The 26,066-nt window shown below is 68.1% G+C and carries 16 protein-coding genes and 1 pseudogene; 4 read left to right on the forward strand and 13 right to left on the reverse strand.

All coding sequences use genetic code 11. The features are described from left to right. Positions 1–19: 19 nt before the first annotated feature. The 7 genes from FOC67_RS10925 to FOC67_RS10955 all read right to left on the reverse strand — a co-directional run bounded on the left by FOC67_RS10925 (position 20) and on the right by FOC67_RS10955 (position 10,099). Positions 20–1,075 carry a copper resistance protein B gene (locus FOC67_RS10925; protein ID WP_009315663.1) on the reverse strand — a complete coding sequence of 352 codons (1,056 nt, stop codon included), beginning with the start codon at positions 1,073–1,075 and terminating at the stop codon, positions 20–22. Beyond that, a complete protein-coding gene (locus FOC67_RS10930; protein ID WP_009315664.1) occupies positions 1,072–2,892 on the reverse strand; it encodes a copper resistance system multicopper oxidase in 1,821 nt (606 codons plus the stop codon). The genes FOC67_RS10925 and FOC67_RS10930 overlap by 4 nt, the downstream gene beginning before the upstream one ends. Positions 2,893–3,040: 148 nt before the next feature. Beyond that, positions 3,041–3,679, reverse strand: a complete 639-nt coding sequence (locus FOC67_RS10935; RefSeq protein WP_003088740.1) for a YdcF family protein — start codon at positions 3,677–3,679, stop codon at positions 3,041–3,043. Next, positions 3,676–4,344 carry an HAD family phosphatase gene (locus tag FOC67_RS10940; protein WP_003103648.1) on the reverse strand — a complete coding sequence of 223 codons (669 nt, stop codon included), beginning with the start codon at positions 4,342–4,344 and terminating at the stop codon, positions 3,676–3,678. Before FOC67_RS10940 ends, FOC67_RS10935 begins: the two co-directional genes overlap by 4 nt. A gap of 1 nt (position 4,345) precedes the next feature. After that, positions 4,346–5,509: an MFS transporter gene (locus tag FOC67_RS10945; protein WP_003109654.1), complete on the reverse strand. Its 1,164-nt coding sequence runs from the start codon at positions 5,507–5,509 to the stop codon at positions 4,346–4,348. A 43-nt stretch (positions 5,510–5,552) separates the two neighbouring features. After that, positions 5,553–7,277, reverse strand: a complete 1,725-nt coding sequence (locus FOC67_RS10950) for a carbamoyltransferase (RefSeq protein WP_009315666.1) — start codon at positions 7,275–7,277, stop codon at positions 5,553–5,555. 179 nt (positions 7,278–7,456) lie between these two features. Continuing rightward, positions 7,457–10,099: a TonB-dependent receptor gene (locus FOC67_RS10955; protein ID WP_009315667.1), complete on the reverse strand. Its 2,643-nt coding sequence runs from the start codon at positions 10,097–10,099 to the stop codon at positions 7,457–7,459. 275 nt (positions 10,100–10,374) lie between these two features. Between FOC67_RS10955 and fusA the strand changes: the two genes are divergently transcribed. The 3 genes and pseudogenes from fusA to FOC67_RS10970 form a co-directional block, all read left to right on the forward strand. Further along, positions 10,375–12,483 carry an elongation factor G gene (gene fusA, locus FOC67_RS10960; RefSeq protein WP_003088751.1) on the forward strand — a complete coding sequence of 703 codons (2,109 nt, stop codon included), beginning with the start codon at positions 10,375–10,377 and terminating at the stop codon, positions 12,481–12,483. A gap of 171 nt (positions 12,484–12,654) precedes the next feature. Then, positions 12,655–15,249, forward strand: coding sequence for a bifunctional diguanylate cyclase/phosphodiesterase (locus tag FOC67_RS10965; protein ID WP_003088752.1), 2,595 nt, complete (start codon positions 12,655–12,657; stop codon positions 15,247–15,249). Between the two features lie 159 nt (positions 15,250–15,408). Beyond that, a pseudogene (locus FOC67_RS10970) lies at positions 15,409–15,612 on the forward strand (nitrilase-related carbon-nitrogen hydrolase); the annotation flags it as partial. Between the two features lie 28 nt (positions 15,613–15,640). Here FOC67_RS10970 and FOC67_RS10975 read toward each other — a convergent pair. Beyond that, the gene (locus FOC67_RS10975) at positions 15,641–17,308 is read right to left on the reverse strand and encodes a hypothetical protein (protein ID WP_174707722.1); all 1,668 of its coding nucleotides are present in this window, start codon (positions 17,306–17,308) and stop codon (positions 15,641–15,643) included. A 176-nt stretch (positions 17,309–17,484) separates the two neighbouring features. Next, on the reverse strand, positions 17,485–17,694 hold the full coding sequence (locus FOC67_RS10980) for a hypothetical protein (protein WP_003088759.1): 210 nt from the start codon (positions 17,692–17,694) through the stop codon (positions 17,485–17,487). Positions 17,695–18,207: 513 nt separating this feature from the next. Here FOC67_RS10980 and FOC67_RS10985 point away from each other — a divergent pair. Further along, a complete protein-coding gene (locus FOC67_RS10985) occupies positions 18,208–19,110 on the forward strand; it encodes a LysR family transcriptional regulator (protein ID WP_003139628.1) in 903 nt (300 codons plus the stop codon). Positions 19,111–19,146: 36 nt separating this feature from the next. On the opposite strand, the gene FOC67_RS10990 is transcribed toward FOC67_RS10985, so the two are convergent. From FOC67_RS10990 to kynU, 4 genes are all read right to left on the reverse strand, one after another. Continuing rightward, positions 19,147–21,051 carry a 10S-dioxygenase gene (locus FOC67_RS10990; protein WP_009315670.1) on the reverse strand — a complete coding sequence of 635 codons (1,905 nt, stop codon included), beginning with the start codon at positions 21,049–21,051 and terminating at the stop codon, positions 19,147–19,149. A gap of 39 nt (positions 21,052–21,090) precedes the next feature. Then, positions 21,091–22,965, reverse strand: a complete 1,875-nt coding sequence (locus tag FOC67_RS10995) for a (7S,10S)-hydroperoxide diol synthase (RefSeq protein ID WP_009315671.1) — start codon at positions 22,963–22,965, stop codon at positions 21,091–21,093. Between the two features lie 285 nt (positions 22,966–23,250). After that, entirely contained in the window at positions 23,251–24,657 is a 1,407-nt protein-coding gene (locus FOC67_RS11000) for an amino acid permease (RefSeq protein WP_003088769.1), read from the reverse strand. A gap of 155 nt (positions 24,658–24,812) precedes the next feature. Beyond that, positions 24,813–26,063 (reverse strand): kynureninase, encoded by a 1,251-nt coding sequence (kynU, locus tag FOC67_RS11005; protein ID WP_003088773.1) that lies wholly within the window; start codon positions 26,061–26,063, stop codon positions 24,813–24,815. Positions 26,064–26,066: the final 3 nt, after the last annotated feature.

A 26,066-nucleotide genomic window follows, 5' to 3' on the forward strand; every position in this document is an offset into this window, starting at 1 on the left:
CGGTTGGCCGCGATCGCGTTCAGAACCACATGCGGATACCGGCGACGAAGCGCGCCTCGTCGTCGTCCTCGCCCTCGGCGCGGGCCAGGTCGGCGCTGTTGCCGTAGGAGCGGTTCCAGGTCACCCCGATGTAGGGCGCGAACTCGCGACGGATCTCGTAGCGCAGGCGCAGGCCCAGCTCGCTATCGGCAAGGCCCGAACCGATGCCGCGGGCGGGATCGCTCCTGCCGTACAGGTTGACCTCGGCGCTGGGCTGGAGGATCAGCCGGTTGGTCAACAGGATGTCGTACTCGCCCTCCAGGCGCAGCGCGCTCTGGCCGTTCTCGCCGAGGAAGGCGGTGACTTCCGCCTCGAAGTCGTAGAGCGCCAGGCCCTGCACGCCGAACGCCGCCCAGGTCTGCGGCGAGCCGGGCTTGAAATCCTGGCGCACGCCGGCGACCAGGTCCCACCAGGGACCGATGGCGTGCCCGAACAGCGCCTGGACCTCGGCGTCCTCGGTCTTGCCGTCGAGCCGTTCGCCTTCGCTGCGCAGCCACAGGCGGTTGATGTCGCCGCCGATCCAGCCGCTGGCGTCCCAGGCCAGCGCGCTGCCGTCGTCGGCGTCCTGGTATTCCAACTGGTCGAGCAGGAAGAAGCTGTTCAGCGCGCTGTCGTGCACCTTGTGCCCCTCCAGCAGCGGAAAGGCGGCACGGCGGTCGGCCTCGGTCGGCACCGGGATCGGCGTACGGCTCTGGCTGGGCGCGGCCTGCCCCGGAGGTTGCCGCGCAGCGTGGCTCATCCCCGGCATCCGGCCATGGTCCATTCCCTGGTGCTCCATGGGCTGTGCCGGGGCGGGCGATGCGGCGCCGTGGTCCATCCCCGGCATCCGGCCATGCCCCATCCCCTGGTGGTCCATGGGTTTCGCCGGGGCGGAGGTCCTCTGGCCGTGGTCCATGCCAGGCATCGCGCCGTGGTCCATGGCCGAGTGCTCCATGCCATTGTCCTGCGCGGCCTCGACGGGATTCGGCAGGCCCAGCAGCAGACCCAGGGCGAGGGCACCGCCGGCCAGGCGGGCGGGTTTCGGCTGGCGGCTCATGCGTTGTCTCCTTCGTCTACCCGCACTTCGCGGAACATGCCCATCTCCATGTGGAACAGCAGGTGGCAGTGGTAGGCCCAGCGCCCCAGGGCGTCGGCGGTGACCCGGTAGCTGCGGCGGGTGCCCGGCGGCATGTCGATGGTGTGCTTGCGCACCAGGAAGTTGCCTTGCTCGTCCTCCAGGTCGCTCCACATGCCGTGCAGGTGGATCGGGTGGGTCATCATGGTGTCGTTGACCAGGACGATCCGCAGGCGCTCGCCGTAGGTCAGGCGCAGCGGCTCGGCGTCGGAGAACTTGATGCCGTCGAAGGACCAGGCGAACTTCTCCATGTGCCCGGTCAGGTGCAGCTCGATGGTGCGCCCCGGCTCGCGGCCGTCCGGGTCGGCGAAGCGGCTGCGCAGGTCGGCGTAGGTCAGCACCCGCCGCCCGTTGTCGCGCAGGCCGAGGCCGGGGTCGGCGAGCTTCGGTGTCGGCGTCATGGTCTGCATGTCGACCAGCGGGTTGCCGTCCTCCGAAGCCGGATGGGACTGCATCGGCATGGCGCCCATGCCCATCCTGGAATGGTCCATGCCGCTCATGTCCATGCCGGCCATCTTCGAGTGGTCCATGCCGTTCATGTCCATGCCCGACATCTTCGAATGGTCCATCTCGCTGGCGGGCCTCGTCGCCGCGCCATGCCCCATGGCGCCGTGGTCCATGCCGCCCATGCCCATGTCGTCCATGCCGATCAGCGGGCGCGGATCGGGCGTCGGCACCGGCGCGCTAAGCCCTTCGGCCAGCGCCAGGGTGCCGCGGGCGTAGCCGCTGCGGTCCATGGACTGGGCGAAGAGGGTATAGGCGCGCTCGCCGCCCGGCTCGACGATCACGTCGTAGGTCTCGGCCACGGCGATGCGCAACTCGTCGACGCTGACCGGCTCGACGTGCTGTCCGTCGGCGGCCACCACGGTCATCTTCAGGCCGGGAATGCGGACGTCGAAATAGCTCATTGCCGAGGCGTTGACGAAGCGCAGGCGGAGCTTTTCGCCGGGGTGGAACAGGCCGGTCCAGTTGCCGTCCGGCGGCTGTCCGTTGAGCAGGTAGGTATAGGTGTAGCCGCTGACGTCGGCGAGATCGGTGGGACTCATCTTCATCTCGGCCCACATCTTGCGGTCGGCCAGGGTCGCGGCCCAGCCGTTGGCGCTGACGTCGTCGATGAAGTCGCCGACGGTGCGCTTGTGGAAGTTGTAGTAGTCGGACTGCTTCTTCAGCTTGGCGAGGATGCGCTGCGGCTTCTCGTCCGACCAGTCGCTGAGCAGCACCACGTAGTCGCGGTCGTAGCTGAACGGTTCCGGCTCGCGGGCGTCGATCACCAGGGCGCCGTAGACCCCGGCCTGCTCCTGTAGCCCCGAGTGGCTGTGGTACCAGTAGGTGCCGTTCTGCCGGACCTTGAAGCGGTATTCGTAGAGACCGCCGGGAGCGATGCCCTCGAAGCTGAGGCCCGGCACGCCATCCATGTTGGCCGGCAGGATGATGCCGTGCCAGTGGATCGAGGTGTCCTCAGCGAGGCGGTTGCGCACCCGCAGGGTCACGTTGTCGCCTTCGCGCCAGCGCAGGGTCGGGCCGGGCAGCGAACCGTTGATGGTCATGGCGGTGGCCGGCGAGCCGCTGAGGTTCACCGGGGTCTCGCCGATGAACAGGTCGAAACTGTCGCCGGCGAGCAGGTTCTGCTGGCCCGGCCCGGCCAGGGCCCAGGCCGGGGCGCGCCAGAGACCCAGTCCGCCGAGCAGACCGGTGGCGGCGAGGCCTTTGACGAAGGTGCGTCGCGAAGTTCTGTGCATCCGCTGGTTTCCACGCAGGTGGCAGGACGGACTGCGCGAGCCTGCGCAGCCGGGAGGTCGCGGCCCCGCCAGGGCGGTGCGGCGATGCGGACACCCTAGCGGCGCGCGCCTGTCGGCAAGCTGTGGGGAAGATTACAGAGCTGTCAGCTCAGCGCGGCGGGTTCACCAGGTGGCGGTCGAAACCCCGCGCCACCAAGCGTTCCCAGGCGTCCATGACCTGCGCCGGGATCGGGCAGGCGACCTGGAAGCCCAGCGCCGGGTAACGCATGATGCGGTCGAGGTCGCCAACCATCTCGTCGATCACCCCGAGTACGCCGACCAGGTTCGAGATGCCGTCGGGAAATGCGTAGTCGGGCGCATCCACGTGTCCCTCCAGCCCCGGCCAGCGGACCGGCAGGGTCAGCGCCACGCGGCGGATCGAGTTGGGCTTGGTGACGAAGGTCGCGCGGCGCAGGTCGGGGAACAGCTCGCGGGCGAAGGCGATGTTCTCGGCGAAGTTGGTCGCCCGCGGCTCGATCACGATGAGGCTGTCGCTTACCCCGCGTGCCCTGGCGTGGCGGGCGAACAGCTCGGCTTCCGGCTCGACCCAGAGATGGCGCGTCCAGTGCCCGGTGTTGCCGGTGAACAGCAGGCGTTCGGCGAGGCCGCGTTCGAGCAGTTCGCAGGCGTGGTCGCAGACCCGCAGGTCGTAGGAGCCGCATACCACCAGCAGTTCGCAGGGCACATGGCAGCGGCCCTGGCCGAGGAAGTCCCAGAGCAGCCGGGCATCTTGCAGGGTCGGGCTCATGGGACGCCAACGCTCCTCTCGCTGCCGGTCGTGGCGGGGTGCCGATGCTGGCAGTACAGCCGGTCGTCTTCGCGGACGATCCGCAGCTCGCGGAAATCCCGGACCGACCAGCGCGCGCCGGCGGCGAGCAGGCCGCTCTCCTCGCCGATCGCCACGCAGGTCGCGCCGGCGGCGCAGGCGGCCTGCACGCCGCTGAGGGAGTCTTCGAACACCAGGCAGCGCGACGGTGCCACGCCGAGCCTGGCCGCGGCCAGGCGGTAGCCATCCGGAGCCGGCTTGCCGTGGACCACGTCGTCGCGGCTGACCAGGGTGCGGAACGCCGCCTGCAGGTCGTGCTGGCGCAGCACGTGGTCGATGCGTGCCGGCCAACTGCTGGTGACCAGCGCCAAGGGCACGTCCAGCCAACGCAACTGGCGGATCACCGCGGCGACGCCGGGCAGCAGGGGACAGTCGGCGCCTTCCTCCAGAGCATCGACCCGTTGCTTGAGGATCCGCCGGCGCTCCATCGGCAGGTGGCCGAACAGATAGTCCAGGGTGTAGCCGCCCGGGCGACCGTGCACGTGGTCGCGCAGGCAGTCCGGGCCGAGCGCCACGCCCTGTTCGCCGGCAACCCGGCTCCAGGCCGCGGCGATGGCTTCGCGGGAGCTGATCAGGACGCCGTCCATGTCAAACAGAACGGCTGAAAACGCTAGTCGATGCATCTCGGGCACTCTGTAGGGCAAGCCAGACCAGGACCGCGCCGCCGAGGGCGAACAGCGCCATGATCAGATAGGACCACTGCGGCAGGCCTTCGTACAGCCAGCCGGCGGCCGGACTGGCGAGGCCCATGGGCAGCGCTACCGCCAGAGAGTAGTAGATTCCCTGGGTCAGTACCCGCGCGCTTTCCGGCGCGTGGTCGCGGATGTAGCGCATCACCGCGGCGTGGTAGGCGGCAAAGCTGAGGGCGTGCAGGCACTGGCCGAGGAGGATCGCGGCGAGATGTTCGCTGCCGGCCAGCAGGCCCCAGCGCAGCGCTGCGCAAAGGCTGGAGAAGAGCATCACCTGGAGCGCCGGGTGGCGGTCCAGGATGCGGTTGGAGACGGCGAAGAAGCTGATCTCGGCGATCACCGCCAGGCCCCAGAAGGCGCCGACCGAGAACGACGAGTAGCCCAGCGCCTGCCAGCCCAGCGAGGCGGTGGTGAAGTACAGCGAGTGGCTCAGCTGGATCATTCCCGCCGCGGCGATGGCCAGCAGCAGGGGGCGTTGCCGGAGGATCCCGCGCAGGTCGGGACGGCGCCTGGCGCCCGGCAGCGGCGAGTCCGGACGGCGCAGGCTGCGGCGACGGAGGAACAGGCAGGCGAGGGCGGTGAGCAGCATCGTCAGGCCGACCAGGGCGGGCACCAGTTGCTGGCCGAAACGACCGAGCAGCAGGCCGCCCAGGGTCGCGGTGAGGATGAAGGCCAGCGAACCGACCGCGCGTACCCGCCCGTAGTTCTGCAGGGCGGCCTTGTCGCGCTTGAGCAGGTAGGACTCGGTGAGCGGCAGCACGCTGGTCCAGAACGCGCCGTAGAGCACGCTCAGGGCGATGAACAGCGGCAGGCCCTCGGCCAGCTGGAACAGCAGGGCGCAGGCGCCGGCCAGGGCCGCCAGCAGGGTCGCCAGGCGCAACTGGTCGATGCGCCAGTCGGCCACGTAGGTCAGCGCCACCCCGGCGATCACCTGCGGCCAGTAGGCCGCGGCGATCAACAGGCCGATCTGGCTGGCGCCGAAGCCCAGGCTGGCCAGCCAGGTCGGCCAGAACGGATAGATCAGCCCCTCGGCGGCGAAGTAGCCGGAAAAGATCAGGTACATGCCGGTTCCCGCGTCGCCGTGCCGGTTCGCTGCGGTTTGCGCCTCACTCGAAGCGCGCCCTGGCGAAGGCGTTCTCGCCCTTGCGCCAGACCAGCAGGGACTCGCCCAGCACCACCAGGTCGACCATGCCGTCCTCCAGCGCGCCGAGGGCGTCCTGCGGGGCGCAGACGATCGGTTCCTCGTGGCGGTTGAAGGAGGTGTTGATCAGCGCCGGCTGGCCGCTGCGGGCATGCCAGGCATGCAGCAGGGCGTGCATGAACGGATCGGCCTGCGGCCGGATGATCTGCGGCCGGGCGGTGCCGTCGACATGCACCACCGCCGGGCAGCGCGCGCGGAAATCCGCATGGCAGTCGTAGGTCATGGTCATGTAGTCGGCCGCCACCTGGTCTTCACGCCAGCCAACGTAGCAAGCCTCGGCGTGTTCTACCGCGGTGACCGGGGCGAATGGCATGAACTCGGTGCGTTCCATGCGCTGGTTGAGCCAGTCGTTGGCGCTGGCATCGCCGGGATGGTAGACGATGCTGCGGTTGCACAAGGCGCGCGGACCGAACTCCATGCGGCCCTTGAACATGCCCAGCACCTGGTTTTCCCGCAGCGCTTCGACCAGCGTCTCGATCAGGTTGGCTGGCCGGCTGTAGGCCAGCTGCGGGTACTGGCTGGCGATCAGCTCGGCATTCTGCGCGGCGCTGCGCGCGTCCGGCCCGAGGGCCATGCTCGGCGCCGGGAAGCGCGTACCGTTCTCGCGATAGGCCACCGCCACCGCCGCGGCCAGGGCCAGGCCGCCGTCGCCCATGCAGGGCAGCACGTAGACATCGCGGACCCCGGGGATCTCGCGCAGGCGCTGGTTCAGCTTGACGTTGCCGAACACCCCGCCGGCCAGGCACAGGTTGGCGCAACCGGTGCGCGCCACGTGCTGCCGGGCGATGGCCACCAGCAGGTCTTCGGAGTGCCGTTGCGCGGCGGCGGCGACATCCGCCGGGCGTTCCGCCGCGCAGCGTTGCAGCAGCGGATCGCTGTAGCCGTCGTAGGAGGGCAGGTACAGTTCGCCGCAGCGGGCGCGCAGGCGGCCGTTCTCCAGGCGGATCATGTCGTTCATCAGCGGCAGCAGCTTTTCCGCGTCGCCGAACGCCGCCAGGCCGGTGATCTTGCCTTCGTGGCGGTTCGGCTTGAAGCCGAGCAGGCGGGTGATGCGCCCGTAGAAGTAGCCCAGGCTGTCGACGCTGGTCTCGCGTTGCAGGACCGTCTCGCCGCCGTCGGCGCGGTAGTGGGTGACGGTGAGCGACTGGAAGTCGCCGCGGCCGTCGCAGGTGAGGGTCAGCGCCTCGTCGAACGGCGAGCAGACGAACGCGCCGAGGGCGTGGCATTCGTGATGGTCGATGTACTCGACCTTGCCGCGCAGGCCGTTGGCGCGGACGAAGGCATCGAATTCGCCGCGCTTGGCCTTGTCGTTGGCCATCTCGTCGGCGATCCGCTTGCGCAGGTGCGGCAGGCCCTCGGGACGCTCGCGGGCTTCCTCGAGGACCCGGTCCAGGTAGAGGTCGAGGTGCCGCCCGGCGTCGAACCCGGCGTTCCAGCCGTAGGCGATGCGGTCGATGTCGGCCAGGTCGATGCCGGCCTCGCCGAGCACATAGTCGATGGAGCGGCTCGGCCAGGCCTTGTGGTCCTTCTGGCGGGTGAAGCGCTCCTCGCTGGCGGCGGCGACGATCGTGCCGTCGCGCACCAGGCAGGCGCCGGCCAGGTCGTTGTTGGTGATCCCGAGAATGATCATGCGGTGTCCTCTTGCGCGAACGGGTGGGGGGCGAGAGGCGTAATAGGTTGCATGGCGCCGGGGGCCCAACAACCTGCCAGATCTGGTCGCCTGCGAAATCTGGCAGGGCTACCGGATCTGGTAGCTGGACAGCCGTCGACGGGCTTGCCGGCCATACCGGCCGGGCGCCCGCGCCGGCATCAGAAGCTGTAGCTGAGGCGGCCGAACAGGATGCGCCCGTAGGGATCGGTGTAGCGCGGGTCGTAGCCGCTCTGGAAGGTGTAGGTCTGGTTGCTGAACGGCGGTTCGCGGTCGAACAGGTTCTTCACCCCGAGGGTCAGCCCCAGCGCGTGGCTGAGGCGGTAGCTGCCGGCCAGGTCCCAGAGGTTCCACGAGCCGACCTTGCCGTGGCTGGCGCGGTCGTAGTCGTTGTAGCCGCTGGTGTAGCGGTTGCTCAGGGTGGCCTGCCAGGCGTCGCGGCTCCAGGTGGCGTTGGCGACGTGCTTCCAGCGGGCGATCACGCCGACGCCCTGGAAGTCGCCGACGTTGTCCAGGTACTGGCCGCCGATCTGCTGCTGGAAGTCGTAGCGGGACACGTAGGTGCCTTGCAGGTCGAGCCCGAACTGCCCGTAGCGGCTGGCCGGGAAACGATAGTCGAGGCTCAGGTCGACGCCGCTGGTCTTCACCTTGCCGAGGTTGGCCAGTCCGGTGACGACGTGATCGATCGAGCCGTCGGCCTTGCGCACGATGCGTCCGGCGTAGGCCTGCGGGTCGGCGAAGATCGCCGCTTCGGGAAACTCGGCGATCTGGTTGGCGATCCTGATCCACCAGAAGTCCAGGCCGACGGAAAGGTCGCGCAGCGGCTGGTAGACCAGGCCCAGGGTAACGTTGCGCGCGGTTTCCGGTCGCAGGTCGGTGTTGCCGCCGGTGGCGTTGTAGAACTGCTGGGCGCAGTCGCGGTTGGCGATGCCGCCCTGGCTCGGCTGGCCGCCGGCGCACAGGCGTGGGTCGTCGTAGTTGGCGCTGGTATAGGTGGTGAAGGTCGGGTTGTACAGTTCGTACAGCGACGGCGCGCGGAAACCTTCGCTGTAGGCGCCGCGCAGGACCAACTGGCGGAACGGCTGGAAGCGGAACGAATATTTCGGGTTGGTAGTGCTGCCGAAGTCGCTGTACTTGTCGTGGCGGATCGCCGCGCTGAGTTCCAGGCTGTCCAGCACCGGCACGTTGAGTTCGGCGTACTGCGCCTTCAGGTTGCGCTCGCCGCTGACCGTGGCGGCGGGATCGACGCCGAGGCTCTGCACGTTGCCGGCGAAGTCCTGGATGTCCTGGTGGAACGCCTCCTTGCGGAATTCGCCGCCCAGCGCCAGGGCCGCCGGCCCGGCGCCGAACCAGTCGCCGATCTCCCGGCTGGCGCGGGCGTCCAGGCCCTTGACGCGGCCGACCGAGGTACGGAAGTCGCCGCTCAGGGCATGGCTGCCGAGGTAGGCGAGGCCGGCGTCGGTCTGCGGCCCGAACGGGTTCAGCGTCCCGTTGGCGATGCCGAGGGCGGCGGCGCGATCATCGACGTAGCCGCTGTGGATATGGTCGACCACCTTGTTCTGGTTGTACGAGGCGCCGATATCGTAGTCCCAGCCGGCGAACCGGCCGTCGAAGCCGAGCAGCAGGCGCTGGCCGGTGTTCTGCGAGGATTGCAGGCGTGGCCCGAGCACGCTCTGCCGCCAGTTGACCTCCACCGGCCGGCTCGGGTCGAGGACGAAGCCGCCGGGACCGGGAGTGATGCCGTTGCCGGGATAGAAGGCGGTGCCGGGATCGATCTGCAGGCCGGTGAGGGTCCCTGGGCCGACCTGGGTAGCGTTGTCGTTGCGCGACCAGAAGTACTCCAGGCTGACGTTGTGCTCGTCGGCCAGCTTGCCGGTGGCGCGGCTGAACACCGAGGTCTTCTCGGTTTCCGGCACCAGGTCGAGGTAGCGCCACAGGCTCTGCCGGCAGATGCCGTTGCGCGGGATCAGGTCGGCGCCCTTGCAACCGCCGGCGGCCAGCGGATTGCTGGCGTTGGCGCCCTGGCTCCAGTTGCCGGGGAAGGCGGTGCCGGAGCTGTAGTCGAGGCCGCGTCCCGGCTGGTAGTTGTAGGTGTAGCCGCGGTCCTTGGCGCCGAGGCGTTCCTGCTTGTCGTAGTTGGCCACCGCGAAGACATTGAAGCGATCCTCCTCCAGCTCGCCGAAGCCCCAGCTAGCGCTGACGTTGCGCTGGTTGCCGCCGCCGTCGTGGGTGGGGGAGGCGTAGCCGCTGTCGACGCGGCCTTCGTTCAGGCTCTTGCGGGTGATGAAGTTGATCACCCCGCCGATGGCATCGGTGCCGTACAGTGCGGAGGCGCCGTCGCGCAGCACCTCGACCCGGTCGATGGCGGCGAAGGGAATGGTGTTGAGATCCACGGCGGAGCCGTCGATGGCATTGTTCGCCAGACGCCGGCCGTTGAGCAGCACCAGGGTCTTGTTCGCGCCGATCCCGCGCAGGTCGGCGAACGAGGCGCCGCCGGTGGCGCTGCCGACCGAGCGACTGGAGTTGTATACGCCCTGGTTGCCGGAAAGCCGGCCGATCAGTTCCTCGGTGCTGGTCACGCCCTGTTGGCGCAACTCCTCGGCGCGCAGGACGCTGATCGGCACCGCGGTTTCCGCATCGACCCGGCGGATCGCGCTACCGGTCACTTCGATTCGTTGCAACTGGACCGTGGGCGGGTCGACAGGCGCCTGTCCCTCCGCCGCGGCGGCGCTGCCGGGAGCGAGCTGCAGGGCCAGCAGCAGGGCGGCGCCCAGCGGCGGGTCGGTGTGGAGCGATCGGTGCATGGTCGGGGCATCCCTTGTTCCGGTGTGTCCAGGGATGTCCGTCGAGCCGGGGGATTTTCCAGGGACGGCTTAGACCTTTGCGCCATGAGTTTATGTCCGCTGGGAACAAGCCCTGCCGTTGCGCCTTTCATCGGCGGGCCGGAGCGGCAGAACCAGTCCCCTCTGCCGAGGTCGAAAAGCAGGCGTCGCGGCGGTGCTGTGGCGTCCTTTCTTCAGCTACATTTTTCTTTCAGCAGTCGTTCCCATCATCCAGGGCAGCACCCAAGGGGCAGATCATGGCTCGCACCACTCCCATCGAGCTTTATCGCAACATCGGCATCGTCGCCCACGTCGACGCCGGCAAGACCACGACGACCGAGCGGATCCTCTTCTACACCGGCGTCAACCACAAGATGGGCGAGGTCCATGACGGCGCGGCGACCATGGACTGGATGGTCCAGGAGCAGGAGCGCGGCATCACCATCACCTCGGCGGCGACCACGGCCTTCTGGCAGGGCTCGACCAAGCAGTTCCCGCACCGCTATCGCTTCAACATCATCGACACCCCCGGCCACGTCGACTTCACCATCGAGGTGGAGCGCTCGCTGCGCGTGCTCGATGGCGCGGTGGTGGTGTTCAGCGGCGCCGACGGGGTCGAGCCGCAGTCCGAGACGGTCTGGCGCCAGGCCAACAAGTACCATGTGCCGCGCCTGGCCTACGTGAACAAGATGGACCGCCAGGGCGCCGATTTCCTCCGCGTGGTCGCGCAGATCAAGCAACGCCTGGGCCATGTCCCGGTGCCGATCCAGCTGGCGATCGGCGCGGAGGAAAACTTCAGCGGGCAGATCGACCTGGTGAAGATGAAGGCCATCTACTGGAACGATGACGACCAGGGCACCAGCTACCGCGAGGAGGAGATCCCGGCGGAGTTGCGGGCGCTGGCCGAGGAGTGGCGGGCGCACATGGTCGAGGCCGCCGCCGAGGCCAACGACGAACTGATGAACAAGTATCTGGAAGGCGAGGAACTGAGCATCGAGGAGATCAAGGCCGGGCTGCGCCAGCGGACCCTGGCCAACCAGATCGTACCGGCGGTGCTCGGCTCCTCGTTCAAGAACAAGGGCGTGCCTCTGGTGCTCGACGCGGTGATCGACTATCTCCCGGCTCCATCGGAAATCCCGGCGATCAGGGGCACCGACCCGGACGACGAAGAGAAGCACGACGAGCGCCATGCGGACGACGACGAGCCGTTCTCGGCGCTGGCGTTCAAGATCGCCACCGACCCCTTCGTCGGCACCCTGACCTTCGCCCGTGTGTATTCCGGGGTGCTGACTTCCGGCGATGCGGTGCTCAACTCGGTGAAAGGCAAGAAGGAGCGGGTCGGGCGGATGGTGCAGATGCACGCCAACCAGCGCGACGAGATCAAGGAAGTGCGCGCCGGCGACATCGCCGCGCTGATCGGCATGAAGGACGTGACCACCGGCGACACCCTGTGCGCCATCGACAAGCCGATCATCCTCGAACGCATGGACTTCCCCGATCCGGTGATCTCGGTGGCGGTGGAACCGAAGACCAAGGCCGACCAGGAGAAGATGGGCATCGCCCTGAGCAAGCTGGCCCAGGAAGACCCGTCGTTCCGCGTGAAGACCGACGAGGAGACCGCGCAAACCATCATTTCCGGGATGGGCGAGTTGCACCTGGACATCATCGTCGACCGCATGCGCCGCGAGTTCGGCGTCGAAGCCAATATCGGCAAGCCGCAGGTGGCCTATCGCGAGACCATCCGCAACACCTGCGAGATCGAGGGCAAGTTCGTCCGCCAGTCCGGCGGCCGCGGCCAGTTCGGCCATTGCTGGATCCGCTTCGCTCCGGCCGACGAGGGGCAGGAAGGCTTGGAGTTCCACAACGAGGTGGTCGGCGGGGTGATTCCCCGAGAGTTCATCCCGGCGATCCAGAAGGGCATCGAGGACCAGATGCAGAACGGCGTGCTCGCCGGCTACCCGCTGATTGGCCTGAAGGCGACGGTGTACGACGGCTCCTACCATGACGTCGACTCCAGCGAGATGGCGTTCAAGATCGCCGCCTCGATGGCCACCAAGCAACTCTCGCAGAAGGGCGGAGCGGTGCTCCTGGAGCCGGTGATGAAGGTCGAGGTGGTGACCCCGGAGGACTACATGGGCGACGTGATGGGCGACCTCAACCGCCGGCGTGGCCTGATCCAGGGCATGGAGGATACCCCGGCGGGCAAGGTGATCCGTGCCGAGGTCCCGCTGGGCGAAATGTTCGGCTATGCCACCGACGTGCGCTCGATGTCCCAGGGGCGCGCGAGCTACTCGATGGAGTTCGTCCGCTATGCCGAGGTACCGGCCAGCGTGGCCGAGGCGATCGTCGCCAGGCAGGGCCGCTGAGAGCCGCCGCGCGCCGCCGAGGCCAGCGGCGGCGCGCGCCTTTCCGGGAGCGGCAGCCGCATCTCCGGCGCCGATGCGCTTGCCAAGCGGTTTTTTTGACGCCCCCTGGATGCTTAACTATAAGACAGTGACCAAGGCCCGCACCTATACGGTCACAAGGATGGCGAATCGATGCTTGCTTCAGCGATTGCCAGCGGTACCGCAGTCTCCCAGGTCTCCAAGCATCTCCTAATGTTCCTGGCCGCCCTTTTCCTCGCCCTCGGTGCATGCGGCTGGGCGATCCTGCACATCGCCAGGCAGCAGGACGACATCGCCATCGAGCAGAGCCATTTCTACGTGGAAAAGGCGCTGCAGAATCGCCGGGAAAATTCCGAGCAGTTCTCCACCACCTATTCGTTCTGGACCGACGCCTACGTCTATCTGGGAAACCGGGTCGACGTGGACTGGGCCTTTACCAAGAACAACCTCGGCTCGGTGCTCTACACCACCAACGGCTACGACGGCGTCTTCGTCATCGACGACCGTGGCACTCGCTACGCCATGCTCGAGGGCGAGCTGTCCGAGCGCTCGCTGGCCGACTCGCTGGGCGCCGATGCCGGAGACATCCTCAGCGCCGCCCGCCGCGCCGCGGTGGACGAGGCGGCGATCAGCCGCTACGTCGACTTCGACGGCGCACCGGCGATCCTGGTCGCCTCGGCGATCAAGCCCACCAGCGATCATGCGCCCATCGACCTGGACAAGGCCTCGGTGATGGTCTTCGTCGACCGGCTGACCCCGGCGAAGCTGGCCAAGCTCGGCGGCGACTACGGCATCGCCAACCTGCACCTGCTGGCCGGCGGCGCGGCGGGCGACAAGGAAAGCCTGGCCCTGGAGGGCACTCCCCATCGCCTGGCCTGGGTGTCGTCGCGTCCGGGTAGCGCCATGCTGCGGGAGACCGCGTTGCCGCTGCTGGGAATCTTCGTGCTCGCCGCCGGGCTGCTGTTCTGGCTGAGCCGCAGCGCCGTGCTCAACGCTCGCGCGGTGGATCGCCAGCAGAAGGTCCTGAAACGCAGCAACCAGGCCCTGCTGGCCAGCGAGGAACGTTTCAAGTCGATAGCCGAGGCGGCCTCGGACTGGATCTGGGAAGTCGACGGGCATTTCGTCTTCACCTATCTCTCCGTGCGCTTCCGCGACGTCACCGGCTACCAGCCGGAGGCCTGGATCGGGCGGCGGCTGGACGAGTTGCTGGATAGCGATACGGTGAACATCGTCAAGTGGCTGGAAGGGCTGCCCGATGCCGGTGCGCCGTCCAGCCTGGTCTGCGCTTTCCGCGACAGCCAGGGCCAGGCGCGGGTCGGCAAGCTGAGCGCCAGCGCGATCCGCAACGGCGTCGCCAGCGGCTATCGCGGCACGGCGGCCGACATCACCGACGAGGTCGAAGCCCATGCGAAGATCCAGCATCTGTCCCTGCACGATGCCCTGACCGGCCTGCCGAACCGCAACAAGCTGTTCCAGTTCCTCGAACGCCTGCTGGCGGAAAAGGCTGGCAAGTCGCCGGTAGCGGTACTGATGCTCGACCTCGACCGCTTCAAGCCGATCAACGACCAGCATGGCCATCCCGCCGGCGATGCGGTGCTCTACGCCATCGCCGAACGGCTGCGCGCCTCGACCCGCGACCAGGACATGGTTGCCCGGCTCGGCGGCGACGAGTTCGTGGTGGTCAGTACCCACGTGTCGTCGAAGCTGGAAATCGAGAAGTTCTGTAGCCGGCTGATCGACGTGATCAACCGCGAGATCGCCTACGAAGGGCACAGCTTCCATGTCGGCGCCAGCATCGGCGTGGCCCTGGCGCCGGAGCACGGCGGCGATCCGCGCGGCCTGCTGCGTTGCGCCGACGTGGCGATGTACGAGGCCAAGGCCGCGGGGCGCAATACCTGGCGTTTCTACTTGGAAGCGATGGACTCCCATCTCGCCGAGAAGAAGCTGCGCGAGACCGAGTTGCGCGCCGCCTTGCAGAACGGCGAGTTCGAGTTGTACTACCAGCCGCGCTTCCTGGCGCAGGAACAGACGATCGCCTCGGCGGAGGCGTTGATCCGCTGGAACCATCCGCACCGCGGGCTGATCGGCCCGGACGAGTTCATCGGCCTGGCGGAAGAAAGCGACCTGATCGTGCAGATCGGCAACTGGGTGCTGCGCGAGGCCTGCGCCACCGCCGCCTCCTGGCCGGGCGAGGTGATGGTCTCGGTGAACGTGTCGCCGGCGCAGTTCATGACCGGCGATATCGTCTGGCAGGTGCGCGAGGCGCTGCGCCTGGCCCACCTGGATGCCCGCCGGCTGGAGCTGGAGGTGACCGAGAACGTCATGCTCAACGATGTCGACGGCGCGCTGCGGACCATGACGGCCCTCAAGGAACTGGGCGTCCGCCTCAACATGGACGACTTCGGTACCGGCTATTCCTCGCTCGGCTACCTGCGCACCTATCCCTTCGACAGCATCAAGATCGACAAGCGCTTCGTCGCCAGCATGGAGAAGACCGGGCGCGACCGTTCGATCGTGCAGGCCATCATCAATCTCGGCAACGCCCTGAACCTGCGGGTCACCGCCGAGGGGGTGGAGACCGAAGGGCAGATGCATATCCTGCGCGACGAGCAATGCCACGAACTGCAAGGATTCCTGCTCAGCCGGCCGCTGGATGCGCACGGCCTGCGCGACCTGCTGGCGCGCGAGGCGGGGCAGACCCAGGCGCCACAGGTTTCCGCCGAGGGCCATGCTGCGCGCCGCCCTTGAGCGGGGGCAGAAGAGACCACGCGGAGCCTCAGCGGCCCTCGGTTCAGCGAACGCCCTGCGTATGGTTCAGAGAATGCTCAACTGATTATTTGACCTGACTGATTCCCTTCCCGTCTTCGCTTGCCGACACTCCGTCCTTCCCATGGCCTTGTGCCAGGGCCAGCGCCGGTGGTCGCCACCCGCTTCGGGCGAATCGCGGTGATGGTCTGCTACGACCTGGAGTTTCCCGAATGGGTGCGCCTGCCGGCGCTGTCCGGCGCACAACTGCTCTGCGCACCGGTGAACTGGCCGGCGGCACCGCGTCCCGAGGGCGAGCGGCCGGGCGCGGCCGGGCGAATGAAAAAGGGCGCGGGCCAGTATCGGCGCCGCGCCCTTTTGCCGGAGGAGAACCTTATTCCAGTTCGGCTGCGCTCTCTTCCTGGCGCTTCAACCCGGTATGACTGATGGCGTGCAGAGCGGTATTGAACTGTACGGTCTCGTTGAAACCCTTGACGATCTGCGCCAGCTTCTCGCGGGCGCTTTCCAGCTTCTTGAAGCGCTCGCCGAGTTCCAGGCTGCGCTGCTGGACGCTGGCTTCGCGCTTTTCCAGTTCGGCCTGGCGCAGGTTCTGCTGGCTGCGCAACTCTTCGAGGCGTTCCTGTTCGATCTGCAGTACTTCGGCTCGCCGCGTGCTGCTGCGCTCGCGGGCTTCGACGCTTTCCGCGAGTTGTTGCAGGGCCGCGCTGCGCTCGGCCAGGAGACGGTTGCTTTGCTCGGTTTCCCGCTCCAGCGCCTGGCGGTCGTCCTGCAGGCGCTTGTGCCACTGCCGGAGCTGCTTTTCCTTTTCCTGCAATTGCCGCTCCTTCTCGTGCAATTGCGTCTGGAGCGACTCCAGCGACTCCTGCTGCTTGAGCGCTTCCTGCTTCTGCAGGCTCAGTTGCTGGGCCATGCCGGCGAGGTCGGCCAGGGTGCCCTGCACGTCCTGTAGCAGATGCTCGGTATCGTTGCCGATATCGAGCGCGGTATCCGTATCCACGTGGGCTTCATCCTCGGGTTGGCGAATGACGGCGGCGGCCTGGGTGGGCGCCTCTCTGGCGTCGGCCTCGCCCTCGGCGCCCGCCAGGCGTGCGGGCGGCACCCGGAGGCGCAGCGACAGGCTGGGGACCCTGGCCGATACCGGTTCCGGCGCGGGTGCGGAAGCGGCGAGGGGGGAGGGGCTCGGGGGCATGGAGGATTCCTCGGCGGCGTCTGGAGACGGAAGGTTGGCGCTGCCCGTGGCGTCGGCGGCGTGCAGCGCGGGGTGGAGCAGCTGCGCCAGGTCGGCAAGCTCCTCGCGAAGATGACTGGCGTTGTCGACGAAGGCGCCGATGGCCTCGGCATCCGCTACCTTGGCGGACTGCTCCGCTTTCGTCGCGAACTCGGCTGGCGCCCCACCCTCGGGCGCTGCCGTTTCCGCCTCCGGCCGCGGCTCGGGCTCGACGCAGCCGGCCTCGGTGACGGTTTCGTCTTCCGCCGCCTCGGGCTCGTCGATGGGCTCCGCCGGCCCGTCCGAGGCCTCGTCCGCATCGTCCGCGGCGAAGACATCGGGAGCGGCGTCTTCGAAAAGGGCCTCATGGACGAGCGGCGGGACGTCCGCGCAGGGTTCCTCGCCATCCAGGGCGGGGCCGTAGCCATGGGGGGACTCGAAGGTGACGAGCTTCATCACCCACTCGCGTTCGAGCACCAGGGAGCGGTGTTCTTCCCGGCGCGAGGGGGCGATGGCCGCGTCCTGCAGGTCGATGAGGTGGTAGGCCAGGTCGCTGGTCCGGCGGTTGCCGGTGGTGGCTTCGCGGACCAGCTGGCGGAACACCTGGATGGCCGCCTCGCAGGCCTCGTCGGTGTCGAGGCGGCCCAGGCGGAAGCCGTCGTCGGTCTTGAACAGGGAGGCGATGTAGACGCGCGAGTCGTTTTCGTCGACCTGTTCGTTGAGGCTGTAGGCGATGAAGTTGCGGTCGCTGGCGGGAATGGCGAAACCACACAACAAGGCCGCATTCAGTTCCGTCTGCTCGGCAGTTTCCACACTGATGGTTCGAAGAAGCATAAGCCCTGGAGATCCCGTTGGTGCTTGGAAGGTGTAACGGGCGAGGGTACCGGGAGCTATGGGCGAGGTAACTTGGACGAGTCCTATTGCCTTGTAAGAAAAATCTTGAAGATTTTACTGCGCACCGTGCCCAGCGCACCGCGCAGGCTCGTCCGCTCGTACGGGTCCGGCGCGCTTCAGCGATCCGCCATCAGGACGACGATGGCCTCGGCGACGAAGTCGGCGTTGCGCTCCAGGGTCTGCAGGTGGTTCATGACGACATCGTAGGTTTCGCCGCCTTCATGGCGCTTCGCCCAGATCGCCAGCTCCTCCAGGGCCATGCCGAGGGCACTCTGGTTCTGGTTGAGACGGCAGAGCAGGGCGACAGTCAGGTCGTGATCCAGCATGGCGGTACTCCTGATCCTGAAAAACTCAGCGTAGCCCCCCTGGCGCTCCGCCGACACGGAAGCGGTTCACGAAAAGACGAAGCGGTTCAGCCGCTGCCGACGGGGTGGCCTGCGTTCGTGGCCGGTGCCCACGGCGCAGCGCTTTCGATAGCCCCCGGCAGCTTCGGACCGACCTGGCAAGGGGACCTATCCGAACGGCGAGGGTGGCCCGCGGTGGTGGCGCGCCGCATGGCCAGTTTCCCATGCCGCCTGGCTATACTGGCGGCGCGGGAACAAGACGCCGTCCATGAAGAGCGTCCCGGACCCGAACGTCGCGCTTCCTGTCATCTCCGCTACCTATCTTTCGTTCTTCTGCCGCGAAACGGCTTTCGGATGAAGGCGGCCGGCGGTCGCTCGTCGCGCCGTCCCGGGGTTTCCCTGTCCGTGCCGATCCGACCCGTGTTGCCAGCGAGGGGTATGTACGCAATGTCCGTGACCGATGCCAGTTTCCCGATCATCAACTGGTCGAAGGCGATGCCTTCGTTGCGCCAGCTGATGTATTTCGCCTGTGTCGCCGAGTACGGCAGCATCGGCCAGGCCGCCGAGGTGCTGCACGTTTCGCAGCCGTCGCTGTCGCGGCAGATCCAGGCGCTCGAAGTGCACATCGGCGAGGCGCTGTTCGTCCGCGGTCCGGCCGGGGTGAGCCTGACCGAAGTGGGCAGGGTGGTGCATTGCCGCGCGGTGAAGATCATCGCCGAGGCCAAGGCGCTGACCCGCGACATCGGCGACGGCGACGACCGCCAGTTGCACATCGGTTTCAGCCGCTACCTCGATCCCGGCTGGTCCGGCGAGCTGGCCCGGCAACTGAAGGAAGCGCGGGTGTGCAGCGCCGTTTCGCCATCCTGGGCGCCATCGCTGGACCTGCTCAGCCTGGTCCGCGAGTCGTCCCTGGACGCGGCGATCATCGGCGCGCCGCCGAAGGTGGTGCGCGAATACGAGCTGATGGAGATCGGCAGCTACGAGCACGTCATCGCCCTGTCGGAAACCCTGCACCGGCGACTGGCGCCCGACTGGTCGCTGAACGACCTGATTGGCGAGCCGCTGCTGGTACCGAAGGACTCGCTGTTTCCCGCCTACAGCCAGTTCATGAACGATGCGATGGATGCCGCCGCCTTCGCGCCCCGGCGCAGCGTGCGGCCGAACGACCTGAGCATTCTCCTGGCCCAGGTCGCCAGCGGCGACGGCTTCGCCTTCCTGCCGTTGTCGCTGACCAAGTTCGCCTATCCGGGGGTGGCCTTCACCGCTCTGCCGGCGGCGGTCAACGAAGGCTTCCGCCTGCCGGTGGGGCTGGCGGTGTCGCCGACTTCGCGGCTTCGCGCCAGCGACACCCAGTTCGAATGCTTCGTCGAGACCGCGCGGCGGGTCGCCGCCGGTTGAGGGAGGCGGCCGGGAGCGCCGGCCGCGCAAGGGGCTTCAGAGGGTCTTCATGTACTCGACCAGGGCGCGGCGCTGCTGCTCGTTGAACTGCGCGTTGCCGTAGTCGTGGCCGCCATTGGCGTTGCCCGGCTTGCCGCTGTCGAAGAGGAAGCGGTTGGCGCCGCCGGCATCGGTGATGTAGCCGACGTTGACCGGGTCGAACTCGACGCTGCCGGTATAGAAGGTCCGCGGCCGCAGGTCCGGCGGCAGCAGCAGGTCGTAGAGGGTCGCCACCGAGCCGTTGTGCAGGTAGGGCGGGCTGGCCCAGATACCGTTCAGCGGGCGCGCCTTGTAGGCCATCAGGTCGCTGGTCATCGCCAGGCACTGCTCCAGGCGCCGGGCCTTGTCGCTGTCGGCCGCGACGTTTTCGGCCAGGAGCAGGGCGCCTGGCGCGTCCGCGGCGGTCGCTTCGACGCTGTCGGCGTCGGGGCTGTCCGGCACCGGACTGATCAGCGGCGGCAACTGCCCGTCGAAGATGCCCAGGGCGGCGGTCTGGAAGGCACCCAGGGCGACGCTCAGGCCGCGCGCGGCCAGGGCCTGGACCACCACTTCCTGGAGCACGTCCACCGCATAGGCCTGCTTGCCGTAGAAACCGCGCTGGCCGGTGCCGACGAAGGACAGGTAGGGCTTGCCGCGCACATAGCCGGTCTTCAGTTGGGCGATGCTGTTGCAGGCGGTCCACGGGTCGGTACCGATCGGCGCGACCTCGCCGCGCGCCTGCAGGTGGGTGAGCACGGTCTTCACCGGGGTCCGCAGGTCGTTGCGGTCCAGCGGCGTGTGGCAGCTGGAGCAATGTTGCCGGTACAGCTCGCGGCCCTCGGCGACCCTGGCCGGCTCCGGGGCGCCGAACAGCTGGTTCGGCCAGGCCGGCGGCTTCAGTTGGCCGAGCTGGTCTTCGATGCGGATCAGGTTGTCGACGTTGATGCTCGACGGGTAGCCGATGTGCAGCGCCGACTGGATCGGGCTGAGCACCTTGACGTCGGCGAATACCCCGACCGCCTCGCCGGCGTTGCGCGCCAGGGCGCCGACGTCGAACTTGCGGTTGTCGATGTCGACCACGTTGATGTGGTTCGGGTTGAAGCCGGTCCACTGCACGCGGTCCAGCTGCGGTACGTTCCACAGGAACGGATAGCTCACGGGGGCGTCCTCGGCGCCGTAGATCTGCTCGTCGGCGTGCAGTTCGTAGCCCACTGAGTTGAAGATCGAACCGATGGCGTCCAGGCGCCCCGGGCCGAACTCGGGATCGTGCGGCAGGTTGAAGTGCGAGCCGTCGCGCAGGCGCACGATGGTGGCGTCCAGGGCTGCCTGCAGGCGCGCCTTGTTGGCGTCGTTGTAGCCGCTGACCAGGCCGTCGGCGCCGAGCACCTTGCGGGCGAAGCGCTCGAACTTGGCGGTGTCGGCGCGGGTGCTCTGCAGGGCGCCGAGGATCTCCAGCTGGAAGCCGGCGAGGTCGCCCATGGTCTGCCCGCCGTAGACGGTCAACTGGGTGCCCTGGTAGCTGATGTGCGAGGTGTGGCACATGCTGCAGGTCGGTCCGACCCAGGGTTCCCTGGAGCCCTGCAGGGCTTTCCAGCGCAGCTTGGTGAAGGTCAGGTCGCTGTCGTCGCTGCGGTCGACCGCGTAGCCCTGCACCACCTTCACGCTGGAACCGCCGAGGGTGTGCGGGACATAGCCGTACTGGCGGATCAGCGCGTCGGACATCAGCGGTTCTTCGCTGGCGCGCTGCTCCAGCGCCACCAGCCAGGCCAGCGGCAGCATCCGCGAGCCCTGGCCGGCTTCCAGCCAGGCGGTCTTCTGGGTCTGGTTCCAGCCCTGGTCGAGGTCGACGCCGCTGTCGTCGGCGAATGCCGGGGCACCGGCGAGGACGGAAAGGATGGCAAGGCTGAGTCGCGATAGGGTCATCGGGCGGTTCTCTCTATTGGGCATGTGGGCGGGGCCGGCTCACAGGGTCTTGAGGTATTCGAGCAGCGCCAGGCGCTGGCTTTCGTCGTACTCGCGGGCGAAGTCGTGGCCGGCGTTGGAGTTGCCTTCCAGGTGGGTGTCGAAGAGGAAGGCGTTTTCCGGGCCAGGCCCGGTGAGGTAGCCGACCCGGCTCGGATCGAACTCGTGGCTGCCGGTGTAGAAGGTGGTCGGCCGTTGCTCCTGGGGCAGCAGCAGGTCGTACAGCGACGGCACCGAACCGTTGTGCAGGTAGGGCGCAGTGGCCCAGATGCCGTTCAGCGGGCGAGCGATGTAGCCGAGGAACGGATGCTCGGTGTTCAGGCAGTAGTCCTTGCGCGCACTCTTGTCGGCGGGGACTTCGCCGGCGGCGAGGCTCGGCGCCTGGCTGCCGGCCGGGTCGCCGCCGGCCAGCAGCAGTGGCCCGGTGGGAAGCGCTTGCAGGCTGTCGGAGCCGGGCAGGGTCTGCTGCCCGGTGACGATGGCGTGGATGATCTCGGCGATGCCGTCGGCCAGCTGGCCTTTCTTGCCGAGCATGATCTGGAACACCTCGGGGACCTGCATGTCGGCGATCTTCGAAGTCCGCCCGACGATGCCGACGCCGCTGGGGGTGCCGAGGGACGGTCGGAACAGGCCGAAGTAGTTGCCGCTGGGGCTGCTGAAGGTGAAGGTGTTGCAGGCCATCCACGGGTCGGTGCCGATCGGCGCGTCGTCGCCATGGGCCTTCAGGCGCACCTGGCGGACCTTGATCGGGGTTTGCAGGTCGTCGCGGCCGATGCTCGCATGGCAGGCCGCGCAGTTTTCCTCGTAGAGGCGCTTGCCCTGGGCCAGCCTGGCGCTGTCCGGGGCGCCGAACAGTTGGCTTGGCCAGGCCGGCGCCTTGAGCTTGTGGATCAGGCCCTCGACACGGGTCAGGTTGTCCACGCGGATGCTCGAGATGTAGCCCTCCAGGCCGGACAGCGGATGGCTGACCACGTCGCCGTAGTCGCCCTGGACCACGCCGATGTCACCGGCCAGGTAGCCGAGGTCGAAGACCTGGCCGTTGAGATCGAGGACCTTGACGTTGGGCACGAATCCGCTGGATTGCAGCTTGTCCATCTGCAACGTGTGCCACAGTGCCGGGAAGCTGGTCGGCGCGTCGGTCGGGTTCGCTTGCAGATGGCGGGCGCCGGAGTTGATCGCCGCGCGGTTGAGTGACTGGCCGGTGGCGTCGAGGCGCCCCGGGCCGGGTTGCAGGTCGGTGGCGGACATGCTCAGCAGGGTGTCGATCAGCGCCGCGCGCTTGGCCAGGGCGGCCTTCAGCAGGTCGCGGTTGGCCGGGCTGTCCTCGCTGCCGAGGACGTTGCCGGCGAAGCGCGCGAACTTGTCGCCGTCGTCGCTGGTGCGGCGCAGCGCGGCGAGCACTTCGTCGAAGATCGCCTGGACGTTGGCCAGGGTGGCGCCGGCGTCGACGGTCAGTTCGCTGCCGCGGTAACTGATGTCGGTGGAGTGGCAGCCGGCGCAATTCAGCCCGACCCAGGGTTCGCTGGACGACTGGCGGGCTTTCCAGCGCAGGCGGGTGTCGGAGAACTGGCTGTCGTCCTGCTGGTCGAGGGCGAAGCCGCGCGGCAGGCGCAGTTCGCCGCCTTGCCAGTTGCGCAGGGGAAAGCCGAGGCGCCGGGCGTTGTCTTCGGAGAACAGGCGCTCCTCGCTGTCCGGACGCTCCAGCGCCTGGGCCCAGGCCAGCGGCAGCAGCCGCGAACCGAGCGAGGCGTCGTACCAGGAGGCGCGTTGCTCGGCGTTCCAGCCTTGCTCGAGCTGGATTTCGGTGGCGACGGCAGGGCTGCCGGCGCTGGCCAGCGCGGCGGCCAGCAGGACCCGCGAAAAGGTCGGATGCATCGTGTTCCCCTCATGGCTGACGACGTCTGCGTCCCCACAGGGCAGAGCGATGCAGTGCGCTCGATGGCTGGGCGTGCCGCCACTTCGTCCCTGACGGGAGCGCGCCGGCCGCGGCGCGCCGCGGGCCGGAACGTCCGGTTGGGCACTACGCTACGGAGTCGCGGCGGCCGGCGGGTAATGCTTTTTGTGCGACGGAAAAGGTATGGGAAACGGAACCGCCCGGTCCGGAAAGGGCGCGCCGGTCGGGCTTCGCCCTGCGCGCCAGGTTCGCAGGGCGGAGAGCGCCTAGGGCGTTGCCCGCTCTATCGGACAATCCCTGCCGGGCTTGCGGACGAAGACCAGGTAGAGTGCGCTGAGCAGCGCGAGGAACGGCACGCCGAAGACCAGGGTCATGCGGAACGCCTCGGTGAAGAAGGTGGTGACCAGGATCGCCGCCATCAGCGCCAGGCCGAGCAATGTCGACCAGGGCGCCAGGCGCATGCGGAAGGCCAGCGGCGCGCCGCCGTGGCGGGCGCGGTGGCGGCGGAAGCAGAGGTGGGTGAAGAAGATCATCAGCCAGGTGAAGAGGGCGCCGAACATCGACACCGCCATCATCAGGGTGAAGGACTGCTCGGGGTAGACCAGGTTGAGCAGGGTCGCCAGGGCGATACCGACGCTCGACAGCAGCAGCGCGTTCAGCGGCACGCCCTGGCGGCTCAGTTCGCCGAGGCCCTTCGGCGCGTGCCCCGCGCGCGACAGGCTGAACATCATCCGGGTGGTGATGTAGAGCTGGCTGTTCATCGCCGACAACGCGGCCACCAGCACCACGAAGTTCATCACGCCGGTCGCGCCGGGCAGGCCGATCGCCTGCATCACCGTGACGAACGGGCTCTGGCTCTGCCCGGCCTGGTCCCAGGGGACGATGGCGAGCATCAGCGCCAGGGTCAGCAGGTAGAACACCACCAGGCGCACGATGGTCGAGCGGAACGCCGACTTCACCGCCTGTTCCGGATGCTCGGCCTCGGCGGCGGCGACCGCGATCATCTCCACGCTGAGATAGCTGAAGATCGACACCACCACGGCGATCCACATGCCTTTCAGGCCGTGCGGGAAGAAGCCGCCGTGGGCGCTGTAGTTGTGCACGCCGTAGGCCGGGTTGGCGGAGCCGAACACCAGGTAGGCGCCGAGCAGGATGAAGGCGACGATGGCGGCGATCTTCAGTGTCGAGAAGCAGTATTCGAAGTTGCCGAAGGCTTTCACGCTGCTGGCGTTCAGGCCGATCAGCAGGGTCGAGAAGGAGATGATCCAGACCCATTCCGGGATACCGGCGAACCAGTACTTCATGTACATGGCCACCGCCGTGACCTCGGTGCCCACCGCCAGGACGATGGCCGCCCAATAGGCGTAGCGTACCAGGAACCCGGCCAGCGGGCCGACGTAGTGCTCGGCGAAGGCGCCGAACGAGCCGGGGGTGGCATGGGCCACGGTCATTTCCGCCAGGCAGCCCATCAGCAGCAGGGTGATCAGCGCGCCGATGGCATAGCTGAGCAGGACGCTGGGGCCGGCGAAACCGATGGCGAAGGCGCTGCCCATGAACAGGCCGGTGCCGATGGCGCCACCGATGGCGATCATGCTCATCTGCGCGGCCGAGAGCCGCCGTTGCAGGCCCTGTTCGCGGCGCGAGATGGCCTCGAAGCCCTGGGGGTCGTTCATCTGGATGTCCTCTGGAATCTTATTGGGGTTCTTATGAATTGCCGAGGGAACGTCGGTGGCGATGTGCGGGTGCCGGTCGCGGGCTCCTGTGCGCGAGAGCGGTGGGTGTTCGTGGGCCGCCCCGGGAATACCGGCGCGGCCCGCGCGAGCGGGGCTCAGGTCACCTTGTGCCGGACCTGGTAGCGCGGCTCTTTCCAGGCTTCGCTCTGGAGGATTTCCAGCAACGCCTGCACCGCATCCCAGACCTCGACGAAGCGGGTGTACAGCGGGGTGAAGCCGAAGCGCAGGATGCCCGGCTCGCGGTAGTCGCCTATTACCCCGCGGTCGATCAGGGCCTGGACGATGGCGTAGCCCTGGGCATGCTCGAAGCTGACATGGCTGCCGCGCCGGGCATGCTCGCGCGGGGTCACCAGGGTCAGGCCGAAGCGTTCGCAACGGCTTTCCACCAATTCGATGAACAGATCGGCGAGGGCCAGCGACTTGTCGCGCAGGCGCTGCATGTCGGTCCGGGCGAAGATATCCAGGCCGCATTCGACCAGGGCCAGCGAGGTGATCGGCTGGGTGCCGCAGAGGAACCGGGTGATGCCTTCGCCGGGCTGGTAGCGCGGCTCCATGGCGAACTGGCGGGAATGACCGAACCAGCCGGACAGCGGTTGCCAGACACGCTCGCGCAGGCGCGGCGCGACCCACACGTAGGCCGGCGAGCCGGGGCCGCCGTTGAGGTACTTGTAGGTGCAGCCGATGGCGTAGTCGGCCTCGGCCGCGTGCAGGTCCAGCGGCAGCGCGCCGGCCGAGTGGGCCAGGTCCCAGATCGCCAGGGCGCCGTTTTCGTGGACCAGGCGGGTGACCTCGCGCATGTCGTGCAGGTAGCCGGTCTTATAGTTGACATGGCTGAGCATCACCACCGCGGTATCCGCGTCGATCGCCGCCGGCAGTTGCTCCGGGCCATCCACCAGGCGCAACCGGTAGCCGCGCTGGAGCATGTCGGTAAGGCCCTCGGCGATGTACAGGTCGGTGGGGAAGTTGCTCGATTCGGAAACGATCACCTTGCGCCCTGGCGCTTCTTCCTCCTGGATCCGCAGGGCGGCGCTGAGCACCTTGAACAGGTTGATCGAGGTGGTGTCGGTGATCACCACTTCGCCGGCGCGCGCGCCGATCAGGGGCGCCAGCTTGTCGCCGAGGCGTTCCGGCAGGCCGCGCCAGTCGGCGCTGTTCCAGCTGCGGATGAGCCCCTCGCCCCATTCCGCGGCGACCACTTCGGCGGCGCGCTCCACGGCGGCCCGGGGGCGGGCGCCGAGGGAGTTGCCGTCGAGGTAGATCACGCCGTCGGGCAGGGCGAACAGTTGGCGCAGGTCGGCCAGGGGATCGCCGGCGTCGAGCGCCAGGCAGTCGTCACGAGTGGTCATCGG

Origin of the sequence: Pseudomonas sp. FDAARGOS_761 (assembly GCF_013343155.1) — a bacterium.
GTDB classification, from domain to species: domain Bacteria; phylum Pseudomonadota; class Gammaproteobacteria; order Pseudomonadales; family Pseudomonadaceae; genus Pseudomonas; species Pseudomonas aeruginosa.